This window comes from Bacillus aerolatus (genome assembly GCF_009183655.1).
In the GTDB taxonomy this organism is placed as follows: Bacteria; Bacillota; Bacilli; order Bacillales; family Domibacillaceae; genus Pseudobacillus; species Pseudobacillus aerolatus.
On the sequence record NZ_WEIO01000010.1, the window covers coordinates 52,525 to 76,115 of the forward strand.

The window sequence follows — 23,591 nt, forward strand, 5'->3', positions numbered from 1 at the left end:
ATGGCACCGAAAACGATTATTGAAAAAGTTTGGGAACAGCATGTAGTACACAGAGAAGAGGGAAAACCGGATCTTTTATATATTGATCTTCACTTAGTACACGAAGTTACTTCTCCGCAAGCATTTGAAGGCCTGCGCATGCACAACCGCAAAGTACGCCGTCCCGATTTAACGTATGCCACAATGGATCACAATGTGCCGACGGTTAACCGCCACATTATTAATGACCCTATTTCAAAAACACAAATGGAAACTCTTGATCAAAACTGCAAAGAGTTTGGTATTGAACTGGCTGACATCGATCACCCGGACCAAGGGATTGTCCATGTTATCGGACCGGAACTCGGTTTAACACAGCCCGGAAAGACGATTGTTTGCGGCGACAGCCATACGTCTACACACGGCGCTTTTGGTGCTTTGTCATTCGGCATCGGAACGAGTGAAGTAGAACATGTTCTCGCCACACAAACACTTTGGCAAACTAGACCGAAAACATTGCAAATAAAAGTCACTGGCAAGCTTGGCTTCGGTGTAACAGCGAAAGATTTAATTTTAGCTGTTATTGCAAAATATGGCGTCAATGCGGGTACTGGCTACATTATGGAATATACAGGCGAAGCAATCCGCCAATTGTCAATGGAAGAACGAATGACTGTTTGCAACATGTCGATTGAAGCCGGCGCGCGCGCGGGGCTGATCAGTCCGGATGAAAAAACAGTTGAGTATTTAAGAGGACGCCGCTATGCACCGCAAGGGGAGGCGTTTGAAAAAGCAGCGGATTACTGGTTGTCACTCGCTACAGATGAAGGTGCCGAGTATGACCGTACGCTAGAAATTGCTGGTGAAGAAATAGAACCACAAGTCACATGGGGAACGAATCCCTCCATGGGAAGCGGTATCAGCGCCTCCGTACCTGATCCTGAACAGTATGACCGTCAGGCAGACCGTGAGTCCATCGCCCGTGCGTTAGATTATATGGACCTTTCAGCCGGAATGAAAATTGAAGACATTCCTGTAGACTACGTTTTTATCGGTTCATGTACAAACTCTCGTATCAGTGATTTAAGGGCAGCTGCCGAAGTGGCCAAAGGAAGAAAAGTACAAGAAGGAATTACAGCCATTGTTGTACCGGGCTCGCAAACAGTTAAACAAGCTGCAGAAGCAGAAGGGCTTGATAAAATCTTTACTGAAGCCGGTTTTGAATGGCGGGAATCGGGCTGCAGCATGTGTCTCGCGATGAATGATGATATTGTCCCTCCAGGCAAACGTTGTGCTTCTACGTCTAACCGGAACTTTGAAGGGCGCCAGGGAAATGGATCGAAAACTCATTTAGTGAGTCCGCCGATGGCCGTTGCAGCAGCTGTTATGGGGAAATTTACTGACGTGCGCAAATTAGCCGAAGTGCATCAATAGGAGGGAAGAAGAATGAAAGCAATTAACAAGTTTAACGGAATTGTCTGCCCTCTCAACCGTGTGAATGTCGATACTGACCAGATTATCCCGAAACAATTTTTAAAACGGATTGAACGGCAAGGCTTTGGCCAGTTCTTATTTCATCATTGGCGTTTTGATGATGAAGGGAATAAAAGAGAAGATTTTGTAATGAATCAAATGCAATATGAACAGGCGGAAATTTTAGTATCAGGCGAAAACTTCGGCTGCGGCTCATCAAGGGAACATGCTCCATGGGCGCTGCTTGATTACGGCTTCCGAGTCGTTATTGCTCCGAGCTTCGCCGATATTTTTTATAACAACTGCGTGAAAAACGGTATTTTAGCGATTCGTCTAACTGAGGAAGAAGTGGAAGAGATTACGGAAAAAGCAGAAGAGCCGGGTTACCGCTTATTCATTAACTTGAAAGACCAGGACATTACCGACCGGAAAGGATTTGTCGCCGACTTTGACATTGACCCTTACTGGAAAGAAATGCTTTTGAATGGATGGGATGAAATCGCTGTAACGCTTAATCTTGATGAAGAAATTAACAACTATGAAAATAAAGTAACAGCAGGACAGTAAGAAAAGCGGAAGCGCCTGCTCTGCCCCGACAGGCAAATGTTCTTTCCCAAAGGAAGTCGTTCTTTGACTTCATTGGGGGAAGGTTATTTGACCCAAGGGGGTAGGCGCTGGAGCTGGACAGTTACCTAATCCGAAAAATTTGTTTAATAAAAGACTGCGGAGAACCCCGCAGTCTTTTGTTTATGCTTTCATTAAATCATGGAAATAATCCAGGAAATCACTACAATGGCACCAATAATCATTAGGATCGTACGCAGCACTTTTTTTCACCTCAAATAGTTAAATTAACGTCATTATTAATAAAGAATGATGTCGGTTGTCAGCTATATCGTTACTTTTCCCCCGCTCACACTGAATTAAACTTCTTGCGGCAATTCGAAATAAAAAATAAATGCAGCAATCTCATTATCTTTTTTTGGAATGAATTGCACGTAAAGAGGGAAAAGTGATAGAGGGATCTGAGATAGAGACAAAGGAGGGATAGAAATGGAATTTAGAACGGAACGTGATACACTTGGCGAAATGAAGGTGCCAGCGGATAAATATTGGGGCGCGCAAACTCAGCGAAGCAAAGAAAACTTTCAAATAGGGACCGAGAAGATGCCGATTGAAGTGACGTATGCGTTTGCCCATTTAAAAAAAGCTGCTGCTATTGCTAACAGCCAGCTCGGTAAATTGCCTGAAGAGAAAAAAGGGGTGATCGTCGGAGCTTGTGATGAAATCATTGCAGGAAAATGGGATGAGCATTTTCCGCTCGTTGTCTGGCAGACAGGGAGTGGCACGCAGTCTAATATGAATGTGAATGAAGTCGTCGCCAGAAGAGGGAATGAGCTGGCAGGAAAAGAAGGATTGATTCATCCGAATGATGATGTGAATATGTCACAAAGTTCCAATGATACTTTTCCAACGGCGATGCATATCGCCGCCTATACCGAAGTAGAAAAGCTGCTGAAACCGGCGCTTGTCCAGTTTAAACAAACACTTGAGCAAAAAGAAAAGGAATATATGGATTTAATTAAAATCGGGCGCACACATTTGCAAGATGCCACTCCATTAACGCTCGGTCAGGAAATCTCAGGCTGGCGTATGATGATCCAGCGCAGCAGTGAAATGATTGAGCAGTCGAAGCAATACATGCTCAGTCTCGCCATTGGTGGTACAGCAGTCGGAACCGGCATTAATGCCGATCCACAGTTCGGAGATAAAGTAGCTGAACAGCTCCATAAACAGACAGGCTATGCTTTTTATTCGTCACCTAATAAATTTCATGCGCTCACAAGCCATGATGAACTTTTGTATTTCCATGGTGCGCTGAAAGCACTGGCGGCAGATGTAATGAAAATTGCGAACGACGTGCGCTGGCTCGCGAGTGGACCGAGAAGCGGCATAGGGGAAATTTCGATTCCGGCAAATGAACCGGGCAGCTCAATTATGCCGGGCAAAGTGAATCCGACTCAAAGTGAAGCGATTACGATGGTGGCTGTGCAAGTATTTGGCAATGACGCAGCGATAGGTTTCGCCGCCAGCCAGGGGAATTTTGAATTGAACGTGTTTAAACCAGTGATCATTTACAATGTGCTGCAGTCCGTTCGGCTCCTTGCTGACGGCATCCGTTCGTTTGATGAAAAATGTGCAGCAGGCCTCGAAGCTAACCGCGAAGTTATTCAGCAGCTAATGGAACGTTCGTTAATGCTCGTTACAGCTCTTAATCCGCATATTGGCTATGAAAAAGCGGCTGAAATTGCTAAACTGGCTCACAATAAAGGTTTAACGTTGAAAGAAGCAGCCATTGAAACCGGCTATTTGACAGCGGAGCAATATGACGAATGGATCGATCCGGCTAAAATGGTTAATTTGTAAACAAATAAGAGAGCCCCTGAAAGATCAGGGGCTCAAGCCATGTGTATGAAGTTGTGAAAATTATTTTTGGAAGCCGTTCATTTGTTGTTGAGCCATTGCTACAAGGCGTTTTGTGATTTCTCCGCCAACAGAGCCGTTAGAACGGGATGTTGAGTCTGCTCCAAGTTGTACACCAAATTCGGAAGCGATTTCGAATTTCATTTGATCGATAGCTTGTTGAGCTCCTGCAACTAGTAATTGATTGTTGTTGTTGTTTGCCATGTTCTGTCATCTCCTGTTGTTTTTTTTGGCTGGGCTGCTGGATTTGCACCAGTCCGCAATTTCTTGCGGCCAGACTATCTGGTTAAGCCCATCGATTTGAAATGTTGCTGCTTGTAGTACTAGTATGCTTGGATTTAAAAAGTTTATTCAAAAATAATTAATGGTAATTTATACCTGTATTTACCTGTGTTTTGCAAGGTGTTTTTTGAATCTGTATGCTATACTGGTGGTAATATAATGTGTCAAAAACGGATAGGATATTCAGGAAAAAACGAGGTGCATAAATAGTGGTGGAATACAACCGTGACGTAAAAAACCGGCTCAGCCGGATTGAAGGTCAAATAAGAGGAGTAATCAAGATGATGGAAGAGGACAAGCACTGCAAAGAAGTTGTAACGCAGCTATCAGCCGTTCGTTCGGCCGTTGATCGTTCCATTGGATTGATTGTCGCGAAAAATCTGGAAGGCTGCATAAGGGAAGCGCATGAAAGCGGTCAAAATGCGGACGAAGCTATTCAAGAAGCAGTCAATATGCTTGTAAAAAGTAGATAAAGCTGTCCGGCGAATCGGTGCCAGACCCCTCAGCGGAACTTCCGCAGGCGTCCGGCACTCGCAGGACAGCTTTTAAAATGTTTCATTATTGATTTGGAGGCGTTTCCTCCATAAAAGGAGTTGCTTCTTCGATATTGGCAGTGATGGCTTCGTCTCTCATGTGGACCGAGCCTCCTGACATCCCTTCATTGATCATCCGGTCGATGTCTAAATACGCTTGATCTTTTCCTTCAAACTGTGTATCGGGTAAAAAAGAAAGTTCTTCGCGTTTTTGAGCCACTTTAACCCCTCCTTTGCCGTTAATATGTTCAGAAAAGCAAGGGGTTATTCCAGTTTTGGAGCTAGTTATCATACACGTGAAATAGCATAAGTTCATGAATTTGCTTTTCCAGCAGTTCACGATCTGTTTCTTCATGTATACTTGACAGCCACTCAATTGTTCCGTCACTTAAATAATTTCCCGTGAGGCGCTGTTTTTTATAATAAAAGGAAAATGACCAGCCGGGCAATTTTTTTTCTTTGTAAAGCGGTTTATATTGAAAATGCAGCAACATACTTTTCACCTCTCCCTCTATAGTATCATTTGCTTTCCAGAGGGGACAATATTTGCTAATTTTTGTGAAGTAAATTTATAATGAAAGAGCCGGCTTCGCCGGGATGAACGAATGGCAGGTGAACAGCAGATGAATCTTTTTACATTAATTATTTTCATGGTATTAATCGGTGCAGCGATCGGAGCAATTACGAATGCCATTGCCATCAGGATGTTATTTCGCCCTTATGAACCGAGATACATTAGCAAGTGGAAGATTCCATTTACTCCGGGGCTTATTCCAAAAAGAAGAGGAGAGCTTGCTCTGCAAATTGGCAGGACAGTGGAAGAGCATTTGCTTACACCGGAAAGCATTGAACGCAAGCTGAGCGAACCGAGTTTTCAACAAGAGATGACAGCCATGCTCCAGCGGGAAGTCAAGCCGATGCTTGCCACTGATAAAACGTTGTCCGAACTTCTTGAAAAAGTTCATTTTAAAGAGGCAGAGCAAAAGGCAGAACGATGGGTCGAAGAGTGGATTGACAATAAGTACCGCCATATTAAGAACTTTTATCTTGATCAAACGGTTAAAGAATCGCTTCCGGCAGAATGGCTCGACACGGTTGAAGGGAAAATTCCCGACGTATCTAAATATATTTTAACGAAAGCTATCGATCATTTTTCCAGCTTTGAAGGAAAGTGGCGAGTCAAAAAAATGACCGATGACTTTCTGGCTGAATGGGGTAAGCTTGGCAGCATGCTGCAAATGATTTTAGGCAGCACGTCACTCGAGGATAAAATTCAGCCGGAAATTATAAAATTTTTAAGAAATCCGGGCACGAAAGAAATGCTTGATACGATTCTCGCGAAAGAATGGGAGAAAGTGCTTGACTGGAAATGGGAAGAAGTGTTCAAATATTTTTCTGATGAAAAAGCACTCGCTAAAGGAAAAAGCTTCGTATTGCGCCAGCTGGATTTGCCGTCCTTGTTTCGCAGACCGGTGGCAGACCTTTTGCGTCCATTTGAAGATAAAATCATTGGTGAAGTGATTCCTTCTCTCGTAGAAAGAGCCGGACATCTTGTTGCATCCCGCATGCCGGTAATTATGCAAAAACTTCGGATTGGCGACATTGTCCGCGAACAAGTGGAAACTTTCTCGCTTCAGCGGCTTGAGCAAATCGTATTGGACATTGCACGTCGCGAGTTAAAAATGATCACTCTTCTAGGCGGCTTGCTTGGAGGAGCGATTGGATTAATTCAAGCACTCATCGTCGGGCTTTTTTCTTGAATTTCTCGCCAATTGTCGCATAGTTTGTTAAAGTGAAGTCATGATGAAATTAGAGGAGGAAGAATATGGGGAATTTATATGATTTAGCTTATGAGCTGGAAAAAGGCTTGAGACAAAGTGAAGAGTACACAATGTTAAAGAAATTGTACGAAGAAGTGAATGCAGACGAGCAAGCGAATCAAATTTTTTCGAATTTTCGTGATGTACAAATGCGGTTGCAGGAAAAACAAATGACCGGGCAGGAAATTACAGAAGAAGAAGTGCAGCAAGCCCAAAAAACGGTCGCGCTCGTACAGCAGCATGAGTTGATTTCAAAGTTGATGCAGGCGGAACAAAGAATGAGCATGATGATTGCTGATGTGAACAAAATCATTATGAAACCGCTCGAAGAAATGTACGGACCAGCAGCAGAGTAACCTTGAAGAGGGCTTTCCGCAAGTCAGTGAATAACTGACTTGCGGAAAGCCCCTTTTTAAAAATAAATACGATTGACACTTTTCCAAAGCGTTGTTCTAAAGCCTGTTTCCCCTTCATAATTTTTAAAAAGGACAACATGAAGGGGGAACAAAAATGGCTTACCGATTGCTGGCAATTAATATAGACGCATTTGATTGGCAAAATAAAGGCCGCATCACGAAATCAACGAAAGAAGCAATTAAATATGCCCGCAAGAAAAAAGTCGTTGTTTGCTTTTATTCTAACCGTGAATTGTCGATCGTAAAGAGGATGGCCAAATCTTTGCACCCGGAAAGCTGTCTTATCGCTCATAATGGCGCTTATGTGGCTGCTGAGCTCGCTAAACCAGTTTATATTCAGCGGATTAACGAAGAGTGTACGTATGAACTTGTGCAGTTCCTCGAATCGTTTGATTGCCGGGTATCGCTCTCTAATGAAAGCTTTTCTGTCAGCAACAGGGGCAGGCTTCCGGCGACATTAGTGAAGCGAAATATGTGGCAGAGGACGCAGAAATTTCTTTACTCTCAGTATTTTGTTGATTCTTTATCAGAACATTTATTTGATGAGGGAATCTCGCCTTTATCCATTCAAGTGACGTTTTTTAAACCGGGGGAAAGAAACGAAGCGTTCCAGGCATTAAAAAATATGTTTAACGAAGTGTCTTTTTCTAAAAAAGGAATAGATCGAATAGAAATCAGTTCAATTGGTGTAACGAAATGGAGCAGCATCGTATATTTAGCAGAAAGACTGATGATCCATCGCTCAGAGATTGCTGTCATCGGTGCGAATGAAGATGACGAAGAAGCTGTAAGGGAAGCGGGAATTGGTATTGTAATGGGGGATGCGCCTGAAAGTGTAAAGCAGGCAGCGGACTGGATTACAAGAAAGAAAGAAGAAGAGGGCGTTGCTTACGTGATTAAAGAACTGTTCAGGCGCCAAAGAAGAACGGAAACGGAGGAAGCAAATAAAATCGATTAAGCGGCGTAGAAGCGCCGCTTTTTTTGTTCAGTCTACCTTGACCGTCCGACGCCTGTTTCAGTATGCTAAGTAGAGCAAATGTAAGAAAGGTGAATCGTCGTGTTAATTTATATAAAAGGATTAGAAGATGAACGGTTTGTCCGGCCGCTTCAGCTGATTGCCAACTTGTTTTTTGAAGAAACGGAGATAACGATGGACGAAAGTCAAGATAGTGAACTCGTTATTGATTTTCAGTTAATGGAAGCAGAAAAACAAGTGTCGGCAACGGCTGTATTAACCGCCAAGTCGAGCGGGGAACAGTATAAAGCAAGCTACGGAAAAGCGGTTACAGCCGCTGGGGGAAAAGAATACTTTAAACAAGTCAAAACGATTGTTTCCCACGTGTATTTAAATGTGCTGCAGGATTATACACGTATGATTCAAAAGTGGGGCATATTAACAGGCATCCGCCCGACGAAGTTGCTTCATAAGCAAAATCAAGCCGGTGTACCTGGTGAAGAAGCGCGCCGCAAATTGCAGGAGGAATATTTAATTACAGAAGAAAAAATCGATTTAATGCAGCGGATTTTAGACAGGCAGTTAACGATGGTTCCTGATTTATATGAAGTGAAAGATGAAGTCAGTATTTACATCGGCATTCCGTTTTGTCCGACGAAATGTGCCTACTGTACGTTCCCGGCTTTTGCCATTCAAGGAAAACAAGGAAGGGTCACTTCTTTTTTAAGCGGCCTTCATTACGAAATGGAACAAATCGGGCGCTGGCTCAAAGAAAAGAGTGTGAAAATCACGACTGTTTATTATGGCGGAGGCACACCGACGGCCATTTCTTCAGAAGAAATGGATGAACTGTACGAGTTAATGTATGAAGTTTTTCCGGATGTGAACAAGATCCGAGAAATAACGGTGGAAGCGGGACGGCCAGATACGATCACTCCGGAAAAGCTTTCCGTCTTAAAAAAGTGGAACATTGACCGCATTAGCATTAATCCGCAATCGTATACACAGGAGACTTTAAAAGCGATCGGCCGCCACCATACGGTAGAAGAAACGATAGAAAAGTATCGCATGGCAAGAGCAAGCGGCATGAACAACATAAACATGGATTTAATTATCGGTCTTCCCGGTGAAGGTACTGCTGAGTTCGGTCATTCGCTTGCTGAGACAGAGAAACTGATGCCAGAGTCATTGACGGTTCATACGCTTTCTTTTAAGCGTGCTTCTGAAATGACACTCAATAAAGAAAAATACAAAGTCGCCGACCGGACAGAAGTGGAACAAATGATGAACATGGCAGAAGAATGGACGAAAGATCATGACTACGTCCCTTATTATTTGTACCGCCAGAAAAATATTCTCGGAAACTTGGAAAATGTCGGCTACTCCAAGCCGGGCCAGGAAAGCATTTATAATATTATGATCATGGAAGAAGTACAAACGATTATCGGCATCGGATGCGGAGCGGCCAGTAAGTTTATTGACCGGGAAACAGGAAAAATTGAGCACTTTGCCAATCCAAAAGACCCGAAGACATATAATGAACGGTTTAGTGAATATACGCAAAAGAAAATCGACAGGTTAAACCAGTTATTTCCTTAAAAATGCAACTTTTGCTTTGTTAACGGATATCGTGCATATTACAGCCATTTCCGTGCAGCAATGGCGGGCGGCATTACCTACTGTTACTATTTTAATTAAAGGCTGTCTAACAATCAGTTATTTACTGATTGTTAGACAGCCTTTTCGAAATTTACCGCAATTATACGTGAAATAAAACAAGTTTTCCGAGCGGCGATGTGCAGCGATACGTGTACCCTTCATAAGCATGTTGATGAAGCAGCTGCTGCCCCCGTTCTTTCGCTTCCTCGTCGTTATGAGCTTCAAATGCTTCGTCGAGCAGCTTTTTTCCGTTTTTTTCAAAAACTGTTAATTTATACACCATCTTTTCTCCCCCCTAAAAATACTTCTATTTCCATTGTACACAATTTTTAAATCTTTCAAAATATTATACAAAAAAATATTTTTTTGGAACTTTTTAGGTGCTGATGCGTATGGTTAAGAAGGGAGTGATAGAAGATGCTTATTTTAGAAAATGTGACAAAAAAATTTAATGAATTCACTGCAGTAAACGAGTTATCGCTGCAAATTCCAGAACAGGAGCTGTTTGGTTTTCTTGGAGCAAACGGCGCGGGAAAAACAACGACATTTCGCATGATTTTAGGTATTTTGCAGGCTAATGAAGGGACTATTCGCTGGAATGGACAGCCAGTCAATTATAAAACGAGTCCGCTCATCGGCTATTTGCCGGAAGAAAGAGGGCTTTATCCGAAAATGAAAGTGAAAGAACAAATTGTTTACTTAGCCCGTTTGCGCGGAATGGATAAAAAAGAAGCAGCCGCCGAAACGGACAGCTGGCTTGAACGGTTCAATGTTCCGGACTATGCGGGGAAAAAAGTCGAAGAGCTGTCAAAAGGGAACCAGCAGAAAATCCAATTTATTGCTTCCGTTGTGCACAAACCGCAGCTCCTTATTCTTGATGAGCCATTCAGCGGTCTCGACCCTGTCAATGTTGAACTGTTGAAGCAGGCTGTCATCCAATTAAAAGAAAGTGGTTCAACGATTGTCTTTTCCAGCCACAGGATGGAGCATGTGGAAGAACTTTGTGAAAATTTATGCATTATGCATCACGGGCGTCCCGTTGTTCATGGCGGTCTTCGTGAAATTAAGCGTTCATTTGGAAAGAAAAATGTGGCGGTGCAGGCGGATTTTGATGTCAGTTTTTTACAAGACATACCAGGTGTTTTACGATCAAGAAAAACAGCCGAAGGCATCCTGCTGCAAATAGCAAAAGAAGAAACCTCCCAGCATCTTTTCTCCGCTCTTCAAGGTAAAGGATTCGTGACAAAGTTTGAACTGGAAGAGCCTTCACTCAATGATATCTTTATCGAAAAGGCAGGTGCTTCCTATGAATAATTTTTGGATGATTCTCTCGCAATCTTACATAAATAAATTTAAGACAAAAGCGTTTATAGTGACGACGTTGCTCATCGCTGTGGTGATTATCGCGGCTGCCAACATGGAGCAAATTTTCTCTTATTTTGATGACGAAGAGAAAGAAACAAAGATTGCTGTGATTGATAAAACCGGTACGATGTACGAACCATTTAAAGCGCAGCTTGCTGTCATAGCGGACGATTTGATCGCTGTACAAACAGATAAAACAGAAAATGAATTGAAAGATGAAGTGGAAAAAGGTACGTATAAAGGCTATCTGCTTTTGGATCGGACAGCAGATGAACTTCCGGCTGCGACTTATAAAGCGGAAAATATAGCAAATAGCGAAACTACTTCCGACATACAGCAAGCTTTGCAAACACTTAAAACGATGGAAGTTGCAGGAAAGTTTCAATTAACGAATGAGCAAATCCAAATGTGGAACGCACCGGCTGCATTTGAAACGGTCGCTTTAGCGAAAAACGCCAAGTCGGAAGAAGAGCTGATGCAGGCGCAGGCTCTCGTCTATATTTTATTATTTTTTATTTATATGTCGGTCATTATGTATGCTAATATGATTGCTTCTGAAGTAGCGATCGAAAAATCTTCGCGAGTCATGGAAATTTTGATTTCGAGTGTGTCGCCCGTGAAGCAAATGTTCGCCAAAATTATCGGCATTGGTCTGCTTGGACTTACACAAATGGGCATTTGGATCGCGTTTGCGTACGTTGCTTTATCTAACCAATCAGAAGGATCCATCGTCAGCCTTATGGGCTTGAAATCTGTTTCAGCTTCAATGATGGTGTATGCCGTTGTTTTGTTTATTCTCGGCTATTTTTTATATGCTACAATCGCTGCTTTACTTGGCTCGCTCGTCAGCCGGCTGGAAGATGTGCAGCAAATGATGATGCCGCTGACATTCCTTGTGATGATTGGCTTCTTTATTTCTATGTATGGACTTAGCAATCCGGAATCGACGTTTATTACAGTGACATCGTATATCCCGTTTTTTACGCCGATGATCATGTTCGTCCGCATTGGTCTGCTGAGTATCCCTTTATGGGAAGTGGCACTCGGCTTCGGAATTTTGCTTGCTGCCATTTTCGTTTTTGGTGTGATTGGCGCCCGCATTTACAAAGGCGGCGTATTAATGTACGGAAAATCAAATTCGTTGAAAGATATGAAAAAAGCGCTCGAGATGTCTAAAGACAATTGAATCGGAAGGGCTGTTTTGGAGCAGCCCTTTTATCCTCCTTAAGCCGGCAAGAGGTGGGGTGATTCATTTGGATTATTATAGTTCCAAAAGCTAGTATGTTATAATTTGCTTATACAATTCAAGGAAGGTGAAGCATGTGCAGGGGATTACCCATTATGAAGCGGGACAAAGCGTTGAAACGTATTTATTAATTAAGTCAGCAACAAGAAGCATAGCAGTGAATGGAAACCCCTATTTAACGCTTATTTTGCAAGATAAAAGCGGTGATATTGAAGCGAAGCTTTGGGATGCAAAAGAAGAGACAGAAAAGCAGTATCAGCCGCAGACCATTGTAAAAGTCACGGGAGAAATCCAAAATTATCGCGGCAGAATGCAGTTAAAGATCCGCCAAATCCGCCCAGCCGGACCGCAGGACGGGAAGCAAGTCAATGAGTTTATTGAAACGGCACCACTCAGCCAAAAAGAAATGGCGGACACGATTACCCAGTTTATTTTTGAAATGAAAAATCCTCATATTCAGCGCATGACCCGATTTTTGTTGAATAAATATCATGCTGAATTTTTGGAGTACCCGGCAGCGACAAAAAACCATCATGAATTTGTCTCAGGTCTTGCCTTTCACGTTGTTTCTATGCTCAACCTAGCTAAATCAATCGCCGATCTTTATCCATCACTTGACCGCGATCTGTTATATTCAGGCGTCATTTTACATGATTTAGGGAAAGTGATTGAGCTGTCAGGACCGGTTTCTACTGTGTATACGGTGGAAGGGAACTTACTCGGGCATATTACAATTATGGTGAATGAAATTGGCAAAGCGGCGGAAGAACTCGGGATCGAGGGAGAGGAAGTCACAATACTTAAACACATTGTGCTTTCTCATCACGGCAAAGCGGAGTGGGGAAGTCCGAAGCCCCCAATGGTGAGGGAAGCCGAGATACTTCACTACATTGATAATCTTGATGCAAAAATGAATATGCTCGATCGGGCACTGGAACGTACGAAGCCAGGTGAATTTTCCGAGCGCGTATTTGCACTCGATAACCGTTCCTTTTATAAACCTCATTTTTCTTCTTAACATGTCCAAATTTGGGCATGTTTTTTCTTTTCGTGAATAAACTGATTAACAAATGCGGATAAGAAAGGGGATAATGATGATACTTCCATTATGGATCTACGCAGTAGTAGCAGGGATTTTGTTCAGCGCATTTATGACGGTTAAAACATCGAGAGCCGAGAAAAAAACCGACCTGGAATTTATCGAACAAGAAGGGCAGGTTTATATACAAAGAATGGAAAAAGAGAGGGAATTAAGAGCGAAGAGTTAAACAAGATAAGAGGCTGTCCGGTAAGCGCCTGGCGCTCATCGGACAGCCTCTTTATTTGTGGTTACTTTTCTTTTGTTTCTTTCGATTCATTGTCGGCACCAGAAAGGCTTTCAAATGCTCCTTTTAAGTTCTTATCTTCGACTTTGACATCTGCCGCTTTTAATTCTTTATCGAGCTTTTTCTGAACAGCTTCCGGATCGGCTTTGGAGAGCTTTAGTTCTTTCGTCAGTTCAGCTTTCATGTCTTTAAAAGGTTTTTTCTCTTTTGTATCCGTAATCTCGATAATGTGATAACCGAACTCTGATTTAATCGGCTCACTTACTTGGCCTTTTTTCAGCGTATCAAGTGCTTTAGTGAATTCAGGCACGAATTGCTGGCGGCCTTGGTTATCTACCCAGCCGAGATCTCCGCCGTTTTGTGCAGAACCTGGGTCTGCCGAATATTCAGTGGCCAGTTCTTCAAATTTGGCACCTTTTGCCAGCTTGTCTTTTACTTCTTTTGCCTTCTTTTCATCTTCCACTAAAATGTGGCGCACTTTAATTGGCGCTTTCCATTTTTCGTAATACTCTTTTACCTCTTTATCCGTCACTTTTATCTCAGAAAGAGTAGCTTTTTCTCTTAAAAGTTCCAACTCCAAAAAGTCTTTAAAGCCTTTTTCATCGAGGTTGTACTGAGCAAGGAAAGCCTCGTATTGAGGACCGAGCTGTTCTTTCGCTTCTTTCAGTTCTTTATCGAGTTCTTTGTCTGTGACTTCATATTTCTCAGAAAGCACCTTTTTGTACATAATTTCTTGAAGAGCTTGCTCCATTTGCGGAGAATACTTTTCCTTCATCGCATTATACAGCTCTTCCTGCGTCACGTCGCCTGCTTTAGAAGTAGCAACGACATCATTTCCAGCGCCGCACCCGGCCAGGCCGACAGCTCCCGCAAGTAAAGAAGCAGACAGGATCCATTTTTTCATTTCTTAAACAACTCCCTGATTAATCAGCCAGCCTTTATTTAAGCGGCGGCTTCTCCATTTTTTTGTTCAGGACATACTATAACACATTTTCAATAAGCAGCCAAAAAATTCAAACTTGAAAAGCGGAAGCGCCTCTCCAGCCGCGACAAGCAAATGTTCTTTTCCCAAGGAAGTCCGCTCTTTGACTGCATTGGAAAAAGGTTATTTGACCTCGAGGGCTAGGCGCTGCAGCTGGACAGTTATCTAACTCGAAAAAATTTATAATTTCCAAACTTTAAATAAAAAGAGCCTGCTTCTACAAGCGGCTCAGTCTATGTAAACAGAATTTCAATATACGAGGAAATCAATAAAATTGTAATGTAAATGTTGATCGTGCGGAAAATTTTAGGATGACGCTCTTCTGGAATTTCTTTTTGGATACAAAGGATATTCGTCATTCGATTGATATTATAAAGAATTACTCCTGAAAAGATAATAAATACGATAATGACGGAGATCAATTTATTCCCCTCCCCTTTATTTCATATGTAATAAACATATCAAATATTACTCTAAAAAGATAGAAAAACAGTCTGGAACAGGGGAGATCCTCTGCTTCAGACTGCTGTCAGCCTTCTGGCGGCGCTGCCGCAAAGACTTCATTCCATTTATTCAGGGATCAAAATTTCATATCCTCTGTCATGCTCTTCAATGACCGCATATTTCGGGGAAGTGAGCAGTGCTTTTACATATAAAAGGTCAATGGCGCACATGCCTGTATGATAAGCAGCGAGCATGGTAAAATAATGAATATAGTGCGGGAAAAGAGCGCCGCACACGAGCAGGACCGGATTAATAATAAAGAACGGCAAGACAAGGCTTATCATAAATCTATTTTTAGGAATCGGTTCTTTTATATTAATTGAAAAAACGGGCAGGCAAAAACAAGTGATTTTACACTGGCATTTCATTTGCGCCACATAGCGCAAAACGGGTAATAAGTGAATCAGCTTATGAAGCGGATAAAGAGCTAACAAAGCTACTAGAAAGAAATGAAAATACCCGGAATATAAGGTTTCTGAAAAGAGAGATTGCAAGAAAGCAAAGCTAAACGAAAAAAACATCAGCGCCAGCAATACGGAATATATCACAATTTTATTGAATCCGTATCTCTTTTCAAAATCAAATGTACGCCAGCATTTCATCGGAATGATCCCTCCGTTTGACGTTAAAATGTTGCTGTTGCCTACTCACTTTACGATGGACGCAAAGAAAAATCAACCTATTTTTTATTAAAAATAAATGAAGGTTATGTAAAGAGACAGGCGAGCGAGCCGTCAAGGAAAGAAAGCCGGAACATATCTGTTAGAGAAGGGTCAATCCTTTATCTGATTAAACTTTCTGCTGTTCGGGGATTTTCTTTAATTTGCCGTCTACTTCGTAAAATTCTTCGTCGATATTGTCGATGGATTTTTCAAAAATTTCGACAAAATCTTCCCCGTAAATATTCTTTACAATAGCCATTACCTCCATTAAATCAGGAAATTTGCCAAACAAGTCGCGCAAGGGGGCGCTGCCCGTGAATACAGAATTAGTGTCAGGGTTAAAGCATTCCATTAGCTCCAGCAGCAGCAGCTCGCCGTCCGCAGTAATTTCCACGTACGTATTCCGTTTATCCGCTTCTTTTTTGGAAAATCTTAAAAATCCTCTTTCCTCCAGCTTTTTTGAAAAATTAAAAGCAGTGGAGACATGCATGACCCCAAATTTAGCGATGTCAGAAATGGAGGCGCCTTTTAAATGATAAGCGATCGACAATATATGGTGCTCATTAATATTTAAGTCATAAGGCTTGATCCAACGCTGCCAATCTTTTTCTATTGCTTTCCATAATGCTTTGCTTAATTGAGCCATCCGCTGGCTGAAAATAAGCGCTTCTTTCATTGAATATTGATGATTTGTCATTTTTACACCTTCTTTTCCGAATTCTTTCGCTCCTAATAAACAGTAAGTTATGAAGATTGTTAATATTATTATGCCAAGAAAGTAAAAAATAATAAAGATATAAATTTACGAAATTTTCGAAAAAGATTCAAAAAAGAATAGAGAGCCTATTTTGGCTCTCCATTTTTTTCTTTGGTTGGCAGCGCTTTTTGCAAGTCTTCTGCTGTCTCTTGAATTTCTGCTATTTCTTGCTGCAGCCGTTCAATATTTGGTTCGGTGCTTTCTTTCCACATCCCAGCACTTGCTTTTAAGCCGTCGGTCACTTCGCCGATAGTATCTTTGCTGACATCTTTTAAATGAGTGACAGCTTGTTTAAGTTGCTCCACATCCGTTTTAATTACCCGTGCATTGCTTTTAACACTGGCTTGAGCTAATTTCACTTTCTCTCGTGCTTCGCGGCCTGACACAGGTGTGTTAAACAAGGCGGTAGCTGCTCCCGCTGCTGTGCCGGCGAGCATGCCGATTAACAAAGCTTTTTTATCCATTTTATTCACCTCTATATTCATTGTTCTCCTTAAAAAACAAAAATCCTTTAATTCCGTGTGGGGACAGGTTCACTGCAGGAGAGAATGCATAGTATGTAAGAAGACCCCGCCTTGCTATATTTCCCTTAATGCAAGAAATGCAAACTACTTAAAGGAGTGGCATAGATGGAAGGTGTTATTTTTGGCTTATTTGCGCTGAGTTTCATTCTTTTGATCAGTATGATTCATCATATCAGGTCCATCTGGCGGCCTGGCATCTCCAGATCAAGAAACTTATTAATGAGAAGAGCCAAAGTCCTCGGAATTGCAGGAAGTGCGATTTTGCTCTTTGCTGTGTTGCTGCTGTACAGATAGCAACAGCACGCCCAAAAAACCCTTCAGAAGAGAAGGGTTTTTTGGGCGTGCTTACACTTGTTCAACTAAGTTTGAGCGTTTTAATACAGATTGAACAATCGGATAAATAACAAGCATCACGACAGCGTTAACAACCGATGCAGGGAGCACAATTGTCAAAAACAAAGCGGCAAACGGTCCTGGAAGGCCGACAATAACGAGCGCGGAACTTAAGAAAACAACCCCGGATACGATCGTGCCGATGGCCGTCAGGAAAGCGGCGCCGGCTGCGTTTTTGCTGTACTTTATAAACAGGATGAACAAGCCGTAAAAAACGAAAGCAGTAACTGGTTTATCAATCATATTCGGAATCAACCCACCCGGAAAGGCTGTTGTCAGGCCCGAAATAATTCCAGTAACGAGGCCAGCGAGCAACACACTTTTAACATTCGGGAACAGCAAAATCCCCAAAAACATCATTGTAAGCATCATATCGGGCTTCATTCCAAGGAACAGGCCCGGCATTACGGTGTGAAGCACCGCTCCCATCCCTATTAAAAGTGACAGGCTGACTAAAGATTTTGTATTCATTTCTCATCTCTCCTCTTCTCATCTCAACTAAATCTTCCTTCTCCTGGCGTGCGCTGCTGCCGCCAGCGAAAAGATAGTACTAGTATACCATATTTAAAAGTAACGAGAAAACTGAATATTCTATAGGTTAAAGAGATTGTTCAAAAAGTGCGGAAAAAAGGCGGTGAGTATCGGCTCTTTACGTCCTTTTTTAAACACGATCTTAAAGATGGTCGGCAATATCCTTAGCGATTGCCTGCAGGTCTTCACTTGTGTATTCGCTGTCATGCGTTTCGAATACAGGGTGGAAGCCGTCTTCCTGGCCGTAGCGTGGAATTAAATGAATGTGATAGTGGAATACTGTCTGGCCGGCTGTTTCTCCATTATTATTTAAAATATTTAGTCCTTCCGGCTCGTACGCTGCTTTGAGGGCTTCAGCTATAATTGGCACCCTTTGAAACAAACGGCCCGCTTCCTCTTGTGAAAACTCGAATATGTTCTTCTTATGTTGTTTGGGGATGAGGAGTGTATGACCTTTTGTTACTTGGCTAATATCCAAAAAAGCATACACTTCTTCATCTTCATACACTTTCGCCGAGGGGATCTCTCCATTAATTATTTTACAAAAAATGCAGTCGCTCATTTTTTTCATCCTTCCTATGTATAATTGTCAAAATTTTATCATAAAAGGCGCGTTTATTAAATAGACAACATATAGAGGGAGATAATGACTGAGTTAAACAATGAGTTTGAACAAGGATTTTGTTAAAATGAATGTATGACTTTATGAGAAGGGACGTTTTTTATGTCTTTATTAACAGTGGAAGAGCTAGTGGGCGGTTACACCCGCAAACCGGTATTGAACAATATTTCCTTTTCGATCAATAAAGAAAGCATTGTCGGGTTGATCGGCTTAAACGGGGCAGGGAAAAGCACGACCATTAAACATATTATCGGGTTAATGGAACCGAAAACAGGCCGAATTTCCATTAATGGGCTTTCTCTTCAAGACAGTCCGGAAAAATACCGGCGCCAATTTTCGTACATTCCGGAAACACCGATTTTGTATGAAGAGTTAACGCTCGAAGAACATATGAAGCTGACTGCCATGGCGTATGGACTGACAGAGGAAGAGTACACTCGGCGTATCGGTCCGCTGTTAAAGGAATTTCGTCTTGATCAGAAAATGAACTGGTTTCCAGCTCACTTTTCAAAAGGGATGAAACAGAAAGTAATGATTATGAGCGCCTTTTTAACAGAGCCTTCCTTGTATATTATTGACGAGCCGTTCGTCGGGCTTGATCCGCTCGGCATCCAATCGCTGCTGGAGTGGATGAAAAAGATGCGTGACAGCGGAGCAGGCATCCTTATGTCAACGCACATATTAGCGACAGCAGAAAAATACTGCGATTCGTTCATTATTTTACATAACGGGGAAATTCGGGCGCAAGGAACAATCGCGGAGCTTCAGACAGAATTTCAAATGCCGGGTGCTTCCCTTGATGATATTTACATTCAACTGACGAAGGAAGAAGAGCGATGAAGACAATCGATCAGCTGTGGAAATCAAGGATTGAAGCGTATTATAAAGAGCTGCGCAAGTATTTGCGCTACATGTTGAATGATCATCTGCTGTTTGTTCTCGTGTTCGGGCTCGGTGCTGTTCTTTATTATTACAGCGGCTGGGTGAAGACGCTGGATGAAACATTTCCGGCTCCGCTTGTCATGGCGGTGATTCTCGGCGCGCTCCTGGCTTGGAGTTCGGTGTATACATTTTTAATGCGGGCCGATACCGTATTTCTGCTGCCGCTTGAAGAAAGGATGGCTCCTTATTTTCGTAAAGCGATTTTTACGAGCTTTATTTCTCAAAGCTACTTGCTTATAGCTGTGCTTGCTTTATTTATGCCATTGTATATGCAGGTAAGAGGCGGTTCCATGCAGTCGTTTTTCTTGTGGGTGATCATTCTTGCCGTTATGAAAGGCTGGAATTTAATCGTCCGCTGGCATGTGCTTAAGATCCAGGAAAAAGAAAGCAGGCAGATTGACTGGATCGTCCGTTTTGCATTGAATGGCCTGCTGCTTTATTTCGTATTTTCTGGGGCGTCGATTCTTTTTATTCTCATAGTGGCTGCCTTGATGGCCGCTTACCTAGCTTATTTTAAAAAGATATTCAAGCGGATGGCGCTTAAGTGGGAAACGCTCGTGCAGCTCGAAGAAAAACGAATGGCTGCTTTTTACCGCTTGGCGAATTTATTTACGGATGTGCCGCATTTGCGGGGGACTGTTAAGCGGCGAAAATGGCTGGACGGGCTGCTCGGGTCTGTGCCGTTTGACTCAGCCGGAACGTACACGTACTTGTTCCGGCGCACGTTTGTCCGCATGAATGAGTTTTTCGGGTTATATATTCGGCTCACGGTTATTGCGGCACTTATTATTGGCTTTAGCGACCAGGCTATATTGCAGCTGATTATCTCTTGGCTGTTCATATATTTAACTGGTTTTCAGCTTTTGCCGATGATCCGCCGCCATGAGATGAAAATCTGGGTTTCTCTGTATCCGGTTGCCGAGGAACGAAAAAGTACTTCATTGCTCTCGCTGATCGGCCGTTTGCTCTTTGTACAGGCCATTATTTTCAGCGCCGCTGCCTGGGCGGGCCACTCCATCACTCACGCAGGCATCGTGCTTGCTGCCGGGCTTGCTTTCGCGTTTTTCTTTGCGAAAGTTTATGCACCGTCGAGATTGAACAAACTGGTAAGGTAGAGTGTGCACATTCTGGCGGTTCTCATAAATAAGGGGCAGCCCAAAAGCAGTTATTTGCTGACTTTTGGGCTGCCCCTTTGCTTATCCATTTTACATATATAAACAATCAGGAACGGTCGTCTTCAGTGGGAACAGTGTAAGTAGTCACATAAGATGGACTTGAGAAAATATGCGGCTGGTTGTCCACGCCGGCTTCTGTTTTTTTCTTTTCATGTGCTTTGTTGTATTCTTTTGAATCTTGCCAGCTTTTGAAAGACGCCTGATCCTGCCAATGTGTCAAAATGACGTACGTGTCCGAGTTGAGTGGGCGCAGCACACGGATCGCGATAAATCCAGGGACATTTTCAATCATCCGCTCCCTGTTTTTAAAGCGGTATTCAAAAATAGGCCGTCCTTCGTCAGTGACTGGAATATTGTTCAGCACCATATAGCCATAATCAGCTAACTCTCCGGCAGCATCAATCACTTCGTATTTACGCGGCGATTGAAAGAACGTTTTGCCTGTTGTCTCATGCACAAGAGTGGCGCCTTCTGCATTTTCCATCAGCACGATTTTTTCTGCTGCGTGCTTATCTTTCAATTTTTTCATGAAGTCGTATGTACCCGTTGTAATAAAAATGTTCATGCTTTCACCTCATTTGAAAATAATAAAAGAGCTGTATACTATTACTTTACACTCAAATTCCCTTCTGTAAACTATTCTGTTTGCAAGCCATAAAGAGGAAGGAAATGCCTATGTGGCAGGCTTGTGGCTGTTTTCTTTGGCGAATTTATGACATTTGGGCGCCCTTGCTATACTTTTGCACGCAAAAGAACTATAGTGTAAACGTACAAATAGACAAGTTTCTTCATTTATTTCCGTTTCGGGACTGAATATAAGGTAAAATATCGACTTTTATTGGATGAAAGGTGGACATGCAGCAACTATGAGACAGATCAATGAAACATTTTTAAAAGCGGCAAGAGGGGAAAAGACAGACTATACACCAGCTTGGTACATGCGCCAGGCAGGCCGCTCGCAGCCGGAGTACCGTAAATTGAAAGAGAAATATTCGCTGTTTGAAATTACTCATCAGCCTGAACTGTGTGCTTACGTGACGAAACTACCGGTTGATCAATACAATGTGGACGCAGCCATTCTTTACAAAGATATTATGTCACCGCTTCCAGCCATTGGCGTGGATGTTGATATTAAGTCGGGTATCGGCCCAGTGATCGACAATCCGATCCGCTCCGTGGAGGATGTAGAAAAATTAGGTCAAATCGATCCGGAAAGCGATGTTCCTTACGTGCTGGAAACGATCAAAATATTAACGAAAGAGCAGCTTGATGTGCCGCTCATCGGCTTTGCAGGCGCTCCATTTACGCTGGCAAGCTACATGATCGAAGGCGGACCGTCAAAGAATTACAATAAAACGAAAGCGTTTATGTATGCAGAGCCAAAAGCATGGTGGGCACTGATGGATAAACTGACAGAAATGACCCTTACGTACGTCCGTGCACAAGTAAAAGCAGGTGCACGTGCTATCCAGATTTTTGATTCATGGGTGGGCGCGTTAAACGTAGCGGATTACCGCACGTTTATTAAGCCGGTCATGGAGCGCATTTTCAGCGAGCTTCGCGAAGAAAATGTGCCATTAATCATGTTTGGGGTAGGAGCGAGCCACTTGGCAAAAGAGTGGCACGACCTTCCAATTGACGTAGTCGGCCTTGACTGGCGTCTGTCGATTGCAGAAGCAAGAGCAATGGGACTGACGAAAACAGTACAGGGGAATCTTGATCCAGCCTTGCTGCTTGCCCCATGGGAAGTCATTGAAGAACGGGCACGCGCCATCTTAGATCAAGGCCTTGCACAGCCGGGCCATATTTTCAACTTAGGCCACGGCGTTTTCCCTGAAGTGAAACCAGAAACACTTAAACGCCTGACAAGCTTTGTTCATGAATACAGCGCTGAAAAGCTAAAATAAAGTGTGTGAACTTCTTTTTGGAAAAGCGGAACGAGACGTGTGAAAATAGAGGAAGTTTGCCTATTTTCACACGCACTAATTTAGAGGTGAGAGATATGACGAAGAAAAAAATGGGATTATTAGTCATGGCTTACGGGACGCCATATAAAGAAGAAGACATTGAACGCTATTATACGCATATCCGCCGGGGGCGCAAACCGACTCCGGAAGCGCTTGAAGACTTGCGTTCACGCTACGAAGCGATTGGCGGCATCTCTCCGCTTGCTTCGATTACGAAAGACCAGGGAGAACAGCTTGAACAGCATTTAAATGCCATCCAGGATAAGATTGAATTTAAAATGTACATTGGCCTAAAGCATATTGAACCGTTTATTGAAGATGCCGTTCAGCAAATGAAAGCAGACGGCATCGAAGAAGCGGTATCCATTGTGCTCGCTCCTCACTTTTCTACTTTCAGCGTAAAGTCGTATAACGGGCGGGCGCAGGAAGAAGCGGAAAAAATCGGCGGTCCGGCGATTACTTCAATCGAAAGCTGGTATAAAGAACCGAAGTTTATTAATTATTGGGCTGAAAAAGTAAAAGAAACGGTTGCTGCGATGACAGAAGAAGAACGGAACAATTTCGTACTGATTGTGTCTGCTCACAGCCTGCCGGAGAAAATCATTTCTATGGGCGACCCGTATCCGGATCAACTGCAGGAAACAGCTGATTTGATTGCCGAAAAAGCAGGGGTTGCCAATGTGGAAATCGGCTGGCAAAGTGAAGGCAATACGCCTGAGCCGTGGATCGGGCCGGATGTACAGGATTTGACGCGCGACTTATTTAAAGAAAGAGGCTATCAGGCATTTATTTATGTACCGGCTGGATTTGTAGCAGATCACTTGGAAGTTCTTTATGATAACGACTTTGAATGCAAAGTTGTTACAGACGAGATCGGTGCATCGTATTACCGTCCGTCCATGCCCAATGCCCGTCCGGAGTTTATTGAAGCGCTCGGAAATGTGGTCATCAAACATTTACAAGAGAAGGCAAAAATATAAAAAGAAGGCGATGTA

29 protein-coding genes are annotated in these 23,591 nt (G+C 42.8%); 17 read left to right on the top strand and 12 right to left on the bottom strand.

Annotation, left to right across the window (positions count from 1 at the left end; translation table 11 throughout):
• From leuC to fumC, 3 genes are all read left to right on the top strand, one after another.
• Positions 1 to 1,413 carry a 3-isopropylmalate dehydratase large subunit gene (gene leuC / locus F9802_RS15310; protein WP_152153514.1) on the top strand — a complete coding sequence of 471 codons (1,413 nt, stop codon included), beginning with the start codon at positions 1 to 3 and terminating at the stop codon, positions 1,411 to 1,413.
• 12 nt (positions 1,414 to 1,425) lie between these two features.
• Entirely contained in the window at positions 1,426 to 2,019 is a 594-nt protein-coding gene (gene leuD / locus F9802_RS15315; RefSeq protein ID WP_152153516.1) for a 3-isopropylmalate dehydratase small subunit, read from the top strand.
• Positions 2,020 to 2,505: 486 nt separating this feature from the next.
• A complete protein-coding gene (fumC, locus tag F9802_RS15320; RefSeq protein ID WP_152153519.1) occupies positions 2,506 to 3,879 on the top strand; it encodes a class II fumarate hydratase in 1,374 nt (457 codons plus the stop codon).
• Between the two features lie 60 nt (positions 3,880 to 3,939).
• Here the strand turns inward: fumC and F9802_RS15325 are convergent, their stop codons facing one another.
• Positions 3,940 to 4,140: an alpha/beta-type small acid-soluble spore protein gene (locus F9802_RS15325; RefSeq protein WP_152153520.1), complete on the bottom strand. Its 201-nt coding sequence runs from the start codon at positions 4,138 to 4,140 to the stop codon at positions 3,940 to 3,942.
• 290 nt (positions 4,141 to 4,430) lie between these two features.
• On the opposite strand from F9802_RS15325, the gene F9802_RS15330 reads away from it, so the two are divergent.
• Positions 4,431 to 4,691 carry a metal-sensitive transcriptional regulator gene (locus F9802_RS15330; protein ID WP_152153743.1) on the top strand — a complete coding sequence of 87 codons (261 nt, stop codon included), beginning with the start codon at positions 4,431 to 4,433 and terminating at the stop codon, positions 4,689 to 4,691.
• 85 nt (positions 4,692 to 4,776) lie between these two features.
• Here F9802_RS15330 and F9802_RS15335 read toward each other — a convergent pair whose 3' ends face one another.
• Positions 4,777 to 4,971 (bottom strand): hypothetical protein, encoded by a 195-nt coding sequence (locus tag F9802_RS15335; protein WP_152153523.1) that lies wholly within the window; start codon positions 4,969 to 4,971, stop codon positions 4,777 to 4,779.
• 61 nt (positions 4,972 to 5,032) lie between these two features.
• Complete coding sequence (locus F9802_RS15340; RefSeq protein ID WP_152153525.1) at positions 5,033 to 5,245, bottom strand: YheE family protein; 213 nt, start codon at positions 5,243 to 5,245, stop codon at positions 5,033 to 5,035.
• A 129-nt stretch (positions 5,246 to 5,374) separates the two neighbouring features.
• Between F9802_RS15340 and F9802_RS15345 the strand changes: the two genes are divergently transcribed.
• The 4 genes from F9802_RS15345 (at position 5,375) to F9802_RS15360 (ending at position 9,541) form a co-directional block, all read left to right on the top strand.
• Positions 5,375 to 6,511, top strand: a complete 1,137-nt coding sequence (locus F9802_RS15345) for a DUF445 domain-containing protein (RefSeq protein WP_191992008.1) — start codon at positions 5,375 to 5,377, stop codon at positions 6,509 to 6,511.
• Between the two features lie 65 nt (positions 6,512 to 6,576).
• Entirely contained in the window at positions 6,577 to 6,927 is a 351-nt protein-coding gene (locus F9802_RS15350) for a YlbF family regulator (protein ID WP_152153529.1), read from the top strand.
• 154 nt (positions 6,928 to 7,081) lie between these two features.
• Positions 7,082 to 7,945, top strand: a complete 864-nt coding sequence (locus tag F9802_RS15355) for an HAD hydrolase family protein (protein ID WP_152153531.1) — start codon at positions 7,082 to 7,084, stop codon at positions 7,943 to 7,945.
• Between the two features lie 99 nt (positions 7,946 to 8,044).
• Positions 8,045 to 9,541 carry a coproporphyrinogen III oxidase gene (locus F9802_RS15360; protein ID WP_152153533.1) on the top strand — a complete coding sequence of 499 codons (1,497 nt, stop codon included), beginning with the start codon at positions 8,045 to 8,047 and terminating at the stop codon, positions 9,539 to 9,541.
• A 160-nt stretch (positions 9,542 to 9,701) separates the two neighbouring features.
• Here F9802_RS15360 and F9802_RS15365 read toward each other — a convergent pair whose 3' ends face one another.
• Positions 9,702 to 9,884 carry a YhzD family protein gene (locus F9802_RS15365; RefSeq protein ID WP_152153535.1) on the bottom strand — a complete coding sequence of 61 codons (183 nt, stop codon included), beginning with the start codon at positions 9,882 to 9,884 and terminating at the stop codon, positions 9,702 to 9,704.
• A gap of 134 nt (positions 9,885 to 10,018) precedes the next feature.
• Between F9802_RS15365 and F9802_RS15370 the strand changes: the two genes are divergently transcribed.
• From F9802_RS15370 to F9802_RS15385, 4 genes are all read left to right on the top strand, one after another.
• Positions 10,019 to 10,915 (top strand): ABC transporter ATP-binding protein, encoded by an 897-nt coding sequence (locus F9802_RS15370; RefSeq protein ID WP_152153537.1) that lies wholly within the window; start codon positions 10,019 to 10,021, stop codon positions 10,913 to 10,915.
• Positions 10,908 to 12,152, top strand: a complete 1,245-nt coding sequence (locus tag F9802_RS15375) for an ABC transporter permease (RefSeq protein ID WP_152153539.1) — start codon at positions 10,908 to 10,910, stop codon at positions 12,150 to 12,152. Before F9802_RS15370 ends, F9802_RS15375 begins: the two co-directional genes overlap by 8 nt.
• Positions 12,153 to 12,288: 136 nt before the next feature.
• Positions 12,289 to 13,230: a 3'-5' exoribonuclease YhaM gene (gene yhaM, locus F9802_RS15380; protein WP_152153745.1), complete on the top strand. Its 942-nt coding sequence runs from the start codon at positions 12,289 to 12,291 to the stop codon at positions 13,228 to 13,230.
• A 76-nt stretch (positions 13,231 to 13,306) separates the two neighbouring features.
• A complete protein-coding gene (locus F9802_RS15385) occupies positions 13,307 to 13,480 on the top strand; it encodes a sporulation YhaL family protein (protein ID WP_404799177.1) in 174 nt (57 codons plus the stop codon).
• Positions 13,481 to 13,541: 61 nt separating this feature from the next.
• On the opposite strand, the gene F9802_RS15390 is transcribed toward F9802_RS15385, so the two are convergent.
• The 5 genes from F9802_RS15390 to F9802_RS15410 all read right to left on the bottom strand — a co-directional run bounded on the left by F9802_RS15390 (position 13,542) and on the right by F9802_RS15410 (position 16,906).
• A complete protein-coding gene (locus tag F9802_RS15390) occupies positions 13,542 to 14,441 on the bottom strand; it encodes a peptidylprolyl isomerase (protein WP_152153543.1) in 900 nt (299 codons plus the stop codon).
• Between the two features lie 311 nt (positions 14,442 to 14,752).
• Complete coding sequence (locus F9802_RS15395; protein WP_404799178.1) at positions 14,753 to 14,938, bottom strand: hypothetical protein; 186 nt, start codon at positions 14,936 to 14,938, stop codon at positions 14,753 to 14,755.
• Between the two features lie 150 nt (positions 14,939 to 15,088).
• Positions 15,089 to 15,625, bottom strand: coding sequence for a DUF3267 domain-containing protein (locus F9802_RS15400; RefSeq protein ID WP_152153548.1), 537 nt, complete (start codon positions 15,623 to 15,625; stop codon positions 15,089 to 15,091).
• Between the two features lie 187 nt (positions 15,626 to 15,812).
• Entirely contained in the window at positions 15,813 to 16,382 is a 570-nt protein-coding gene (locus F9802_RS15405; RefSeq protein WP_152153550.1) for an HTH-type transcriptional regulator Hpr, read from the bottom strand.
• A 146-nt stretch (positions 16,383 to 16,528) separates the two neighbouring features.
• Positions 16,529 to 16,906: a YtxH domain-containing protein gene (locus tag F9802_RS15410; protein ID WP_191992009.1), complete on the bottom strand. Its 378-nt coding sequence runs from the start codon at positions 16,904 to 16,906 to the stop codon at positions 16,529 to 16,531.
• Positions 16,907 to 17,071: 165 nt separating this feature from the next.
• Between F9802_RS15410 and F9802_RS15415 the strand changes: the two genes are divergently transcribed.
• Complete coding sequence (locus F9802_RS15415; RefSeq protein WP_152153554.1) at positions 17,072 to 17,260, top strand: hypothetical protein; 189 nt, start codon at positions 17,072 to 17,074, stop codon at positions 17,258 to 17,260.
• 51 nt (positions 17,261 to 17,311) lie between these two features.
• Here F9802_RS15415 and F9802_RS15420 read toward each other — a convergent pair whose 3' ends face one another.
• Positions 17,312 to 17,830: a tryptophan transporter gene (locus tag F9802_RS15420; RefSeq protein ID WP_152153556.1), complete on the bottom strand. Its 519-nt coding sequence runs from the start codon at positions 17,828 to 17,830 to the stop codon at positions 17,312 to 17,314.
• 202 nt (positions 17,831 to 18,032) lie between these two features.
• Positions 18,033 to 18,452 carry an HIT family protein gene (locus F9802_RS15425; protein ID WP_191992010.1) on the bottom strand — a complete coding sequence of 140 codons (420 nt, stop codon included), beginning with the start codon at positions 18,450 to 18,452 and terminating at the stop codon, positions 18,033 to 18,035.
• 162 nt (positions 18,453 to 18,614) lie between these two features.
• Here F9802_RS15425 and F9802_RS15430 point away from each other — a divergent pair, with 162 nt between their 5' ends.
• Positions 18,615 to 19,352: an ABC transporter ATP-binding protein gene (locus F9802_RS15430; protein ID WP_152153560.1), complete on the top strand. Its 738-nt coding sequence runs from the start codon at positions 18,615 to 18,617 to the stop codon at positions 19,350 to 19,352.
• The gene (locus F9802_RS15435) at positions 19,349 to 20,569 is read left to right on the top strand and encodes an ABC transporter permease (protein WP_152153562.1); all 1,221 of its coding nucleotides are present in this window, start codon (positions 19,349 to 19,351) and stop codon (positions 20,567 to 20,569) included. The genes F9802_RS15430 and F9802_RS15435 overlap by 4 nt, the downstream gene beginning before the upstream one ends.
• Positions 20,570 to 20,675: 106 nt before the next feature.
• On the opposite strand, the gene F9802_RS15440 is transcribed toward F9802_RS15435, so the two are convergent.
• A complete protein-coding gene (locus F9802_RS15440; RefSeq protein WP_152153564.1) occupies positions 20,676 to 21,194 on the bottom strand; it encodes an antibiotic biosynthesis monooxygenase family protein in 519 nt (172 codons plus the stop codon).
• Positions 21,195 to 21,495: 301 nt separating this feature from the next.
• On the opposite strand from F9802_RS15440, the gene hemE reads away from it, so the two are divergent.
• On the top strand, positions 21,496 to 22,536 hold the full coding sequence (gene hemE, locus F9802_RS15445) for a uroporphyrinogen decarboxylase (RefSeq protein ID WP_152153566.1): 1,041 nt from the start codon (positions 21,496 to 21,498) through the stop codon (positions 22,534 to 22,536).
• A gap of 95 nt (positions 22,537 to 22,631) precedes the next feature.
• Positions 22,632 to 23,576, top strand: a complete 945-nt coding sequence (hemH, locus tag F9802_RS15450) for a ferrochelatase (RefSeq protein WP_152153568.1) — start codon at positions 22,632 to 22,634, stop codon at positions 23,574 to 23,576.
• The last annotated feature ends 15 nt before the right edge of the window (positions 23,577 to 23,591 follow it).

Coding starts and splice junctions, on each gene's coding strand:
- leuC (WP_152153514.1), top strand. CDS start 1: ATGGCACCGAAAACGATTATTGAAAAAGTTTGGGAACAGCATGTAGTA.
- leuD (WP_152153516.1), top strand. CDS start 1,426: ATGAAAGCAATTAACAAGTTTAACGGAATTGTCTGCCCTCTCAACCGT.
- fumC (WP_152153519.1), top strand. CDS start 2,506: ATGGAATTTAGAACGGAACGTGATACACTTGGCGAAATGAAGGTGCCA.
- F9802_RS15325 (WP_152153520.1), bottom strand. CDS start 4,140: ATGGCAAACAACAACAACAATCAATTACTAGTTGCAGGAGCTCAACAA.
- F9802_RS15340 (WP_152153525.1), bottom strand. CDS start 5,245: ATGTTGCTGCATTTTCAATATAAACCGCTTTACAAAGAAAAAAAATTG.
- F9802_RS15345 (WP_191992008.1), top strand. CDS start 5,375: ATGAATCTTTTTACATTAATTATTTTCATGGTATTAATCGGTGCAGCG.
- F9802_RS15350 (WP_152153529.1), top strand. CDS start 6,577: ATGGGGAATTTATATGATTTAGCTTATGAGCTGGAAAAAGGCTTGAGA.
- F9802_RS15355 (WP_152153531.1), top strand. CDS start 7,082: ATGGCTTACCGATTGCTGGCAATTAATATAGACGCATTTGATTGGCAA.
- F9802_RS15365 (WP_152153535.1), bottom strand. CDS start 9,884: ATGGTGTATAAATTAACAGTTTTTGAAAAAAACGGAAAAAAGCTGCTC.
- F9802_RS15370 (WP_152153537.1), top strand. CDS start 10,019: ATGCTTATTTTAGAAAATGTGACAAAAAAATTTAATGAATTCACTGCA.
- F9802_RS15375 (WP_152153539.1), top strand. CDS start 10,908: ATGAATAATTTTTGGATGATTCTCTCGCAATCTTACATAAATAAATTT.
- F9802_RS15385 (WP_404799177.1), top strand. CDS start 13,307: ATGATACTTCCATTATGGATCTACGCAGTAGTAGCAGGGATTTTGTTC.
- F9802_RS15390 (WP_152153543.1), bottom strand. CDS start 14,441: ATGAAAAAATGGATCCTGTCTGCTTCTTTACTTGCGGGAGCTGTCGGC.
- F9802_RS15400 (WP_152153548.1), bottom strand. CDS start 15,625: ATGAAATGCTGGCGTACATTTGATTTTGAAAAGAGATACGGATTCAAT.
- F9802_RS15405 (WP_152153550.1), bottom strand. CDS start 16,382: ATGACAAATCATCAATATTCAATGAAAGAAGCGCTTATTTTCAGCCAG.
- F9802_RS15410 (WP_191992009.1), bottom strand. CDS start 16,906: ATGGATAAAAAAGCTTTGTTAATCGGCATGCTCGCCGGCACAGCAGCG.
- F9802_RS15415 (WP_152153554.1), top strand. CDS start 17,072: ATGGAAGGTGTTATTTTTGGCTTATTTGCGCTGAGTTTCATTCTTTTG.
- F9802_RS15420 (WP_152153556.1), bottom strand. CDS start 17,830: ATGAATACAAAATCTTTAGTCAGCCTGTCACTTTTAATAGGGATGGGA.
- F9802_RS15425 (WP_191992010.1), bottom strand. CDS start 18,452: ATGAGCGACTGCATTTTTTGTAAAATAATTAATGGAGAGATCCCCTCG.
- F9802_RS15430 (WP_152153560.1), top strand. CDS start 18,615: ATGTCTTTATTAACAGTGGAAGAGCTAGTGGGCGGTTACACCCGCAAA.
- F9802_RS15435 (WP_152153562.1), top strand. CDS start 19,349: ATGAAGACAATCGATCAGCTGTGGAAATCAAGGATTGAAGCGTATTAT.
- F9802_RS15440 (WP_152153564.1), bottom strand. CDS start 21,194: ATGAACATTTTTATTACAACGGGTACATACGACTTCATGAAAAAATTG.
- hemE (WP_152153566.1), top strand. CDS start 21,496: ATGAGACAGATCAATGAAACATTTTTAAAAGCGGCAAGAGGGGAAAAG.
- hemH (WP_152153568.1), top strand. CDS start 22,632: ATGACGAAGAAAAAAATGGGATTATTAGTCATGGCTTACGGGACGCCA.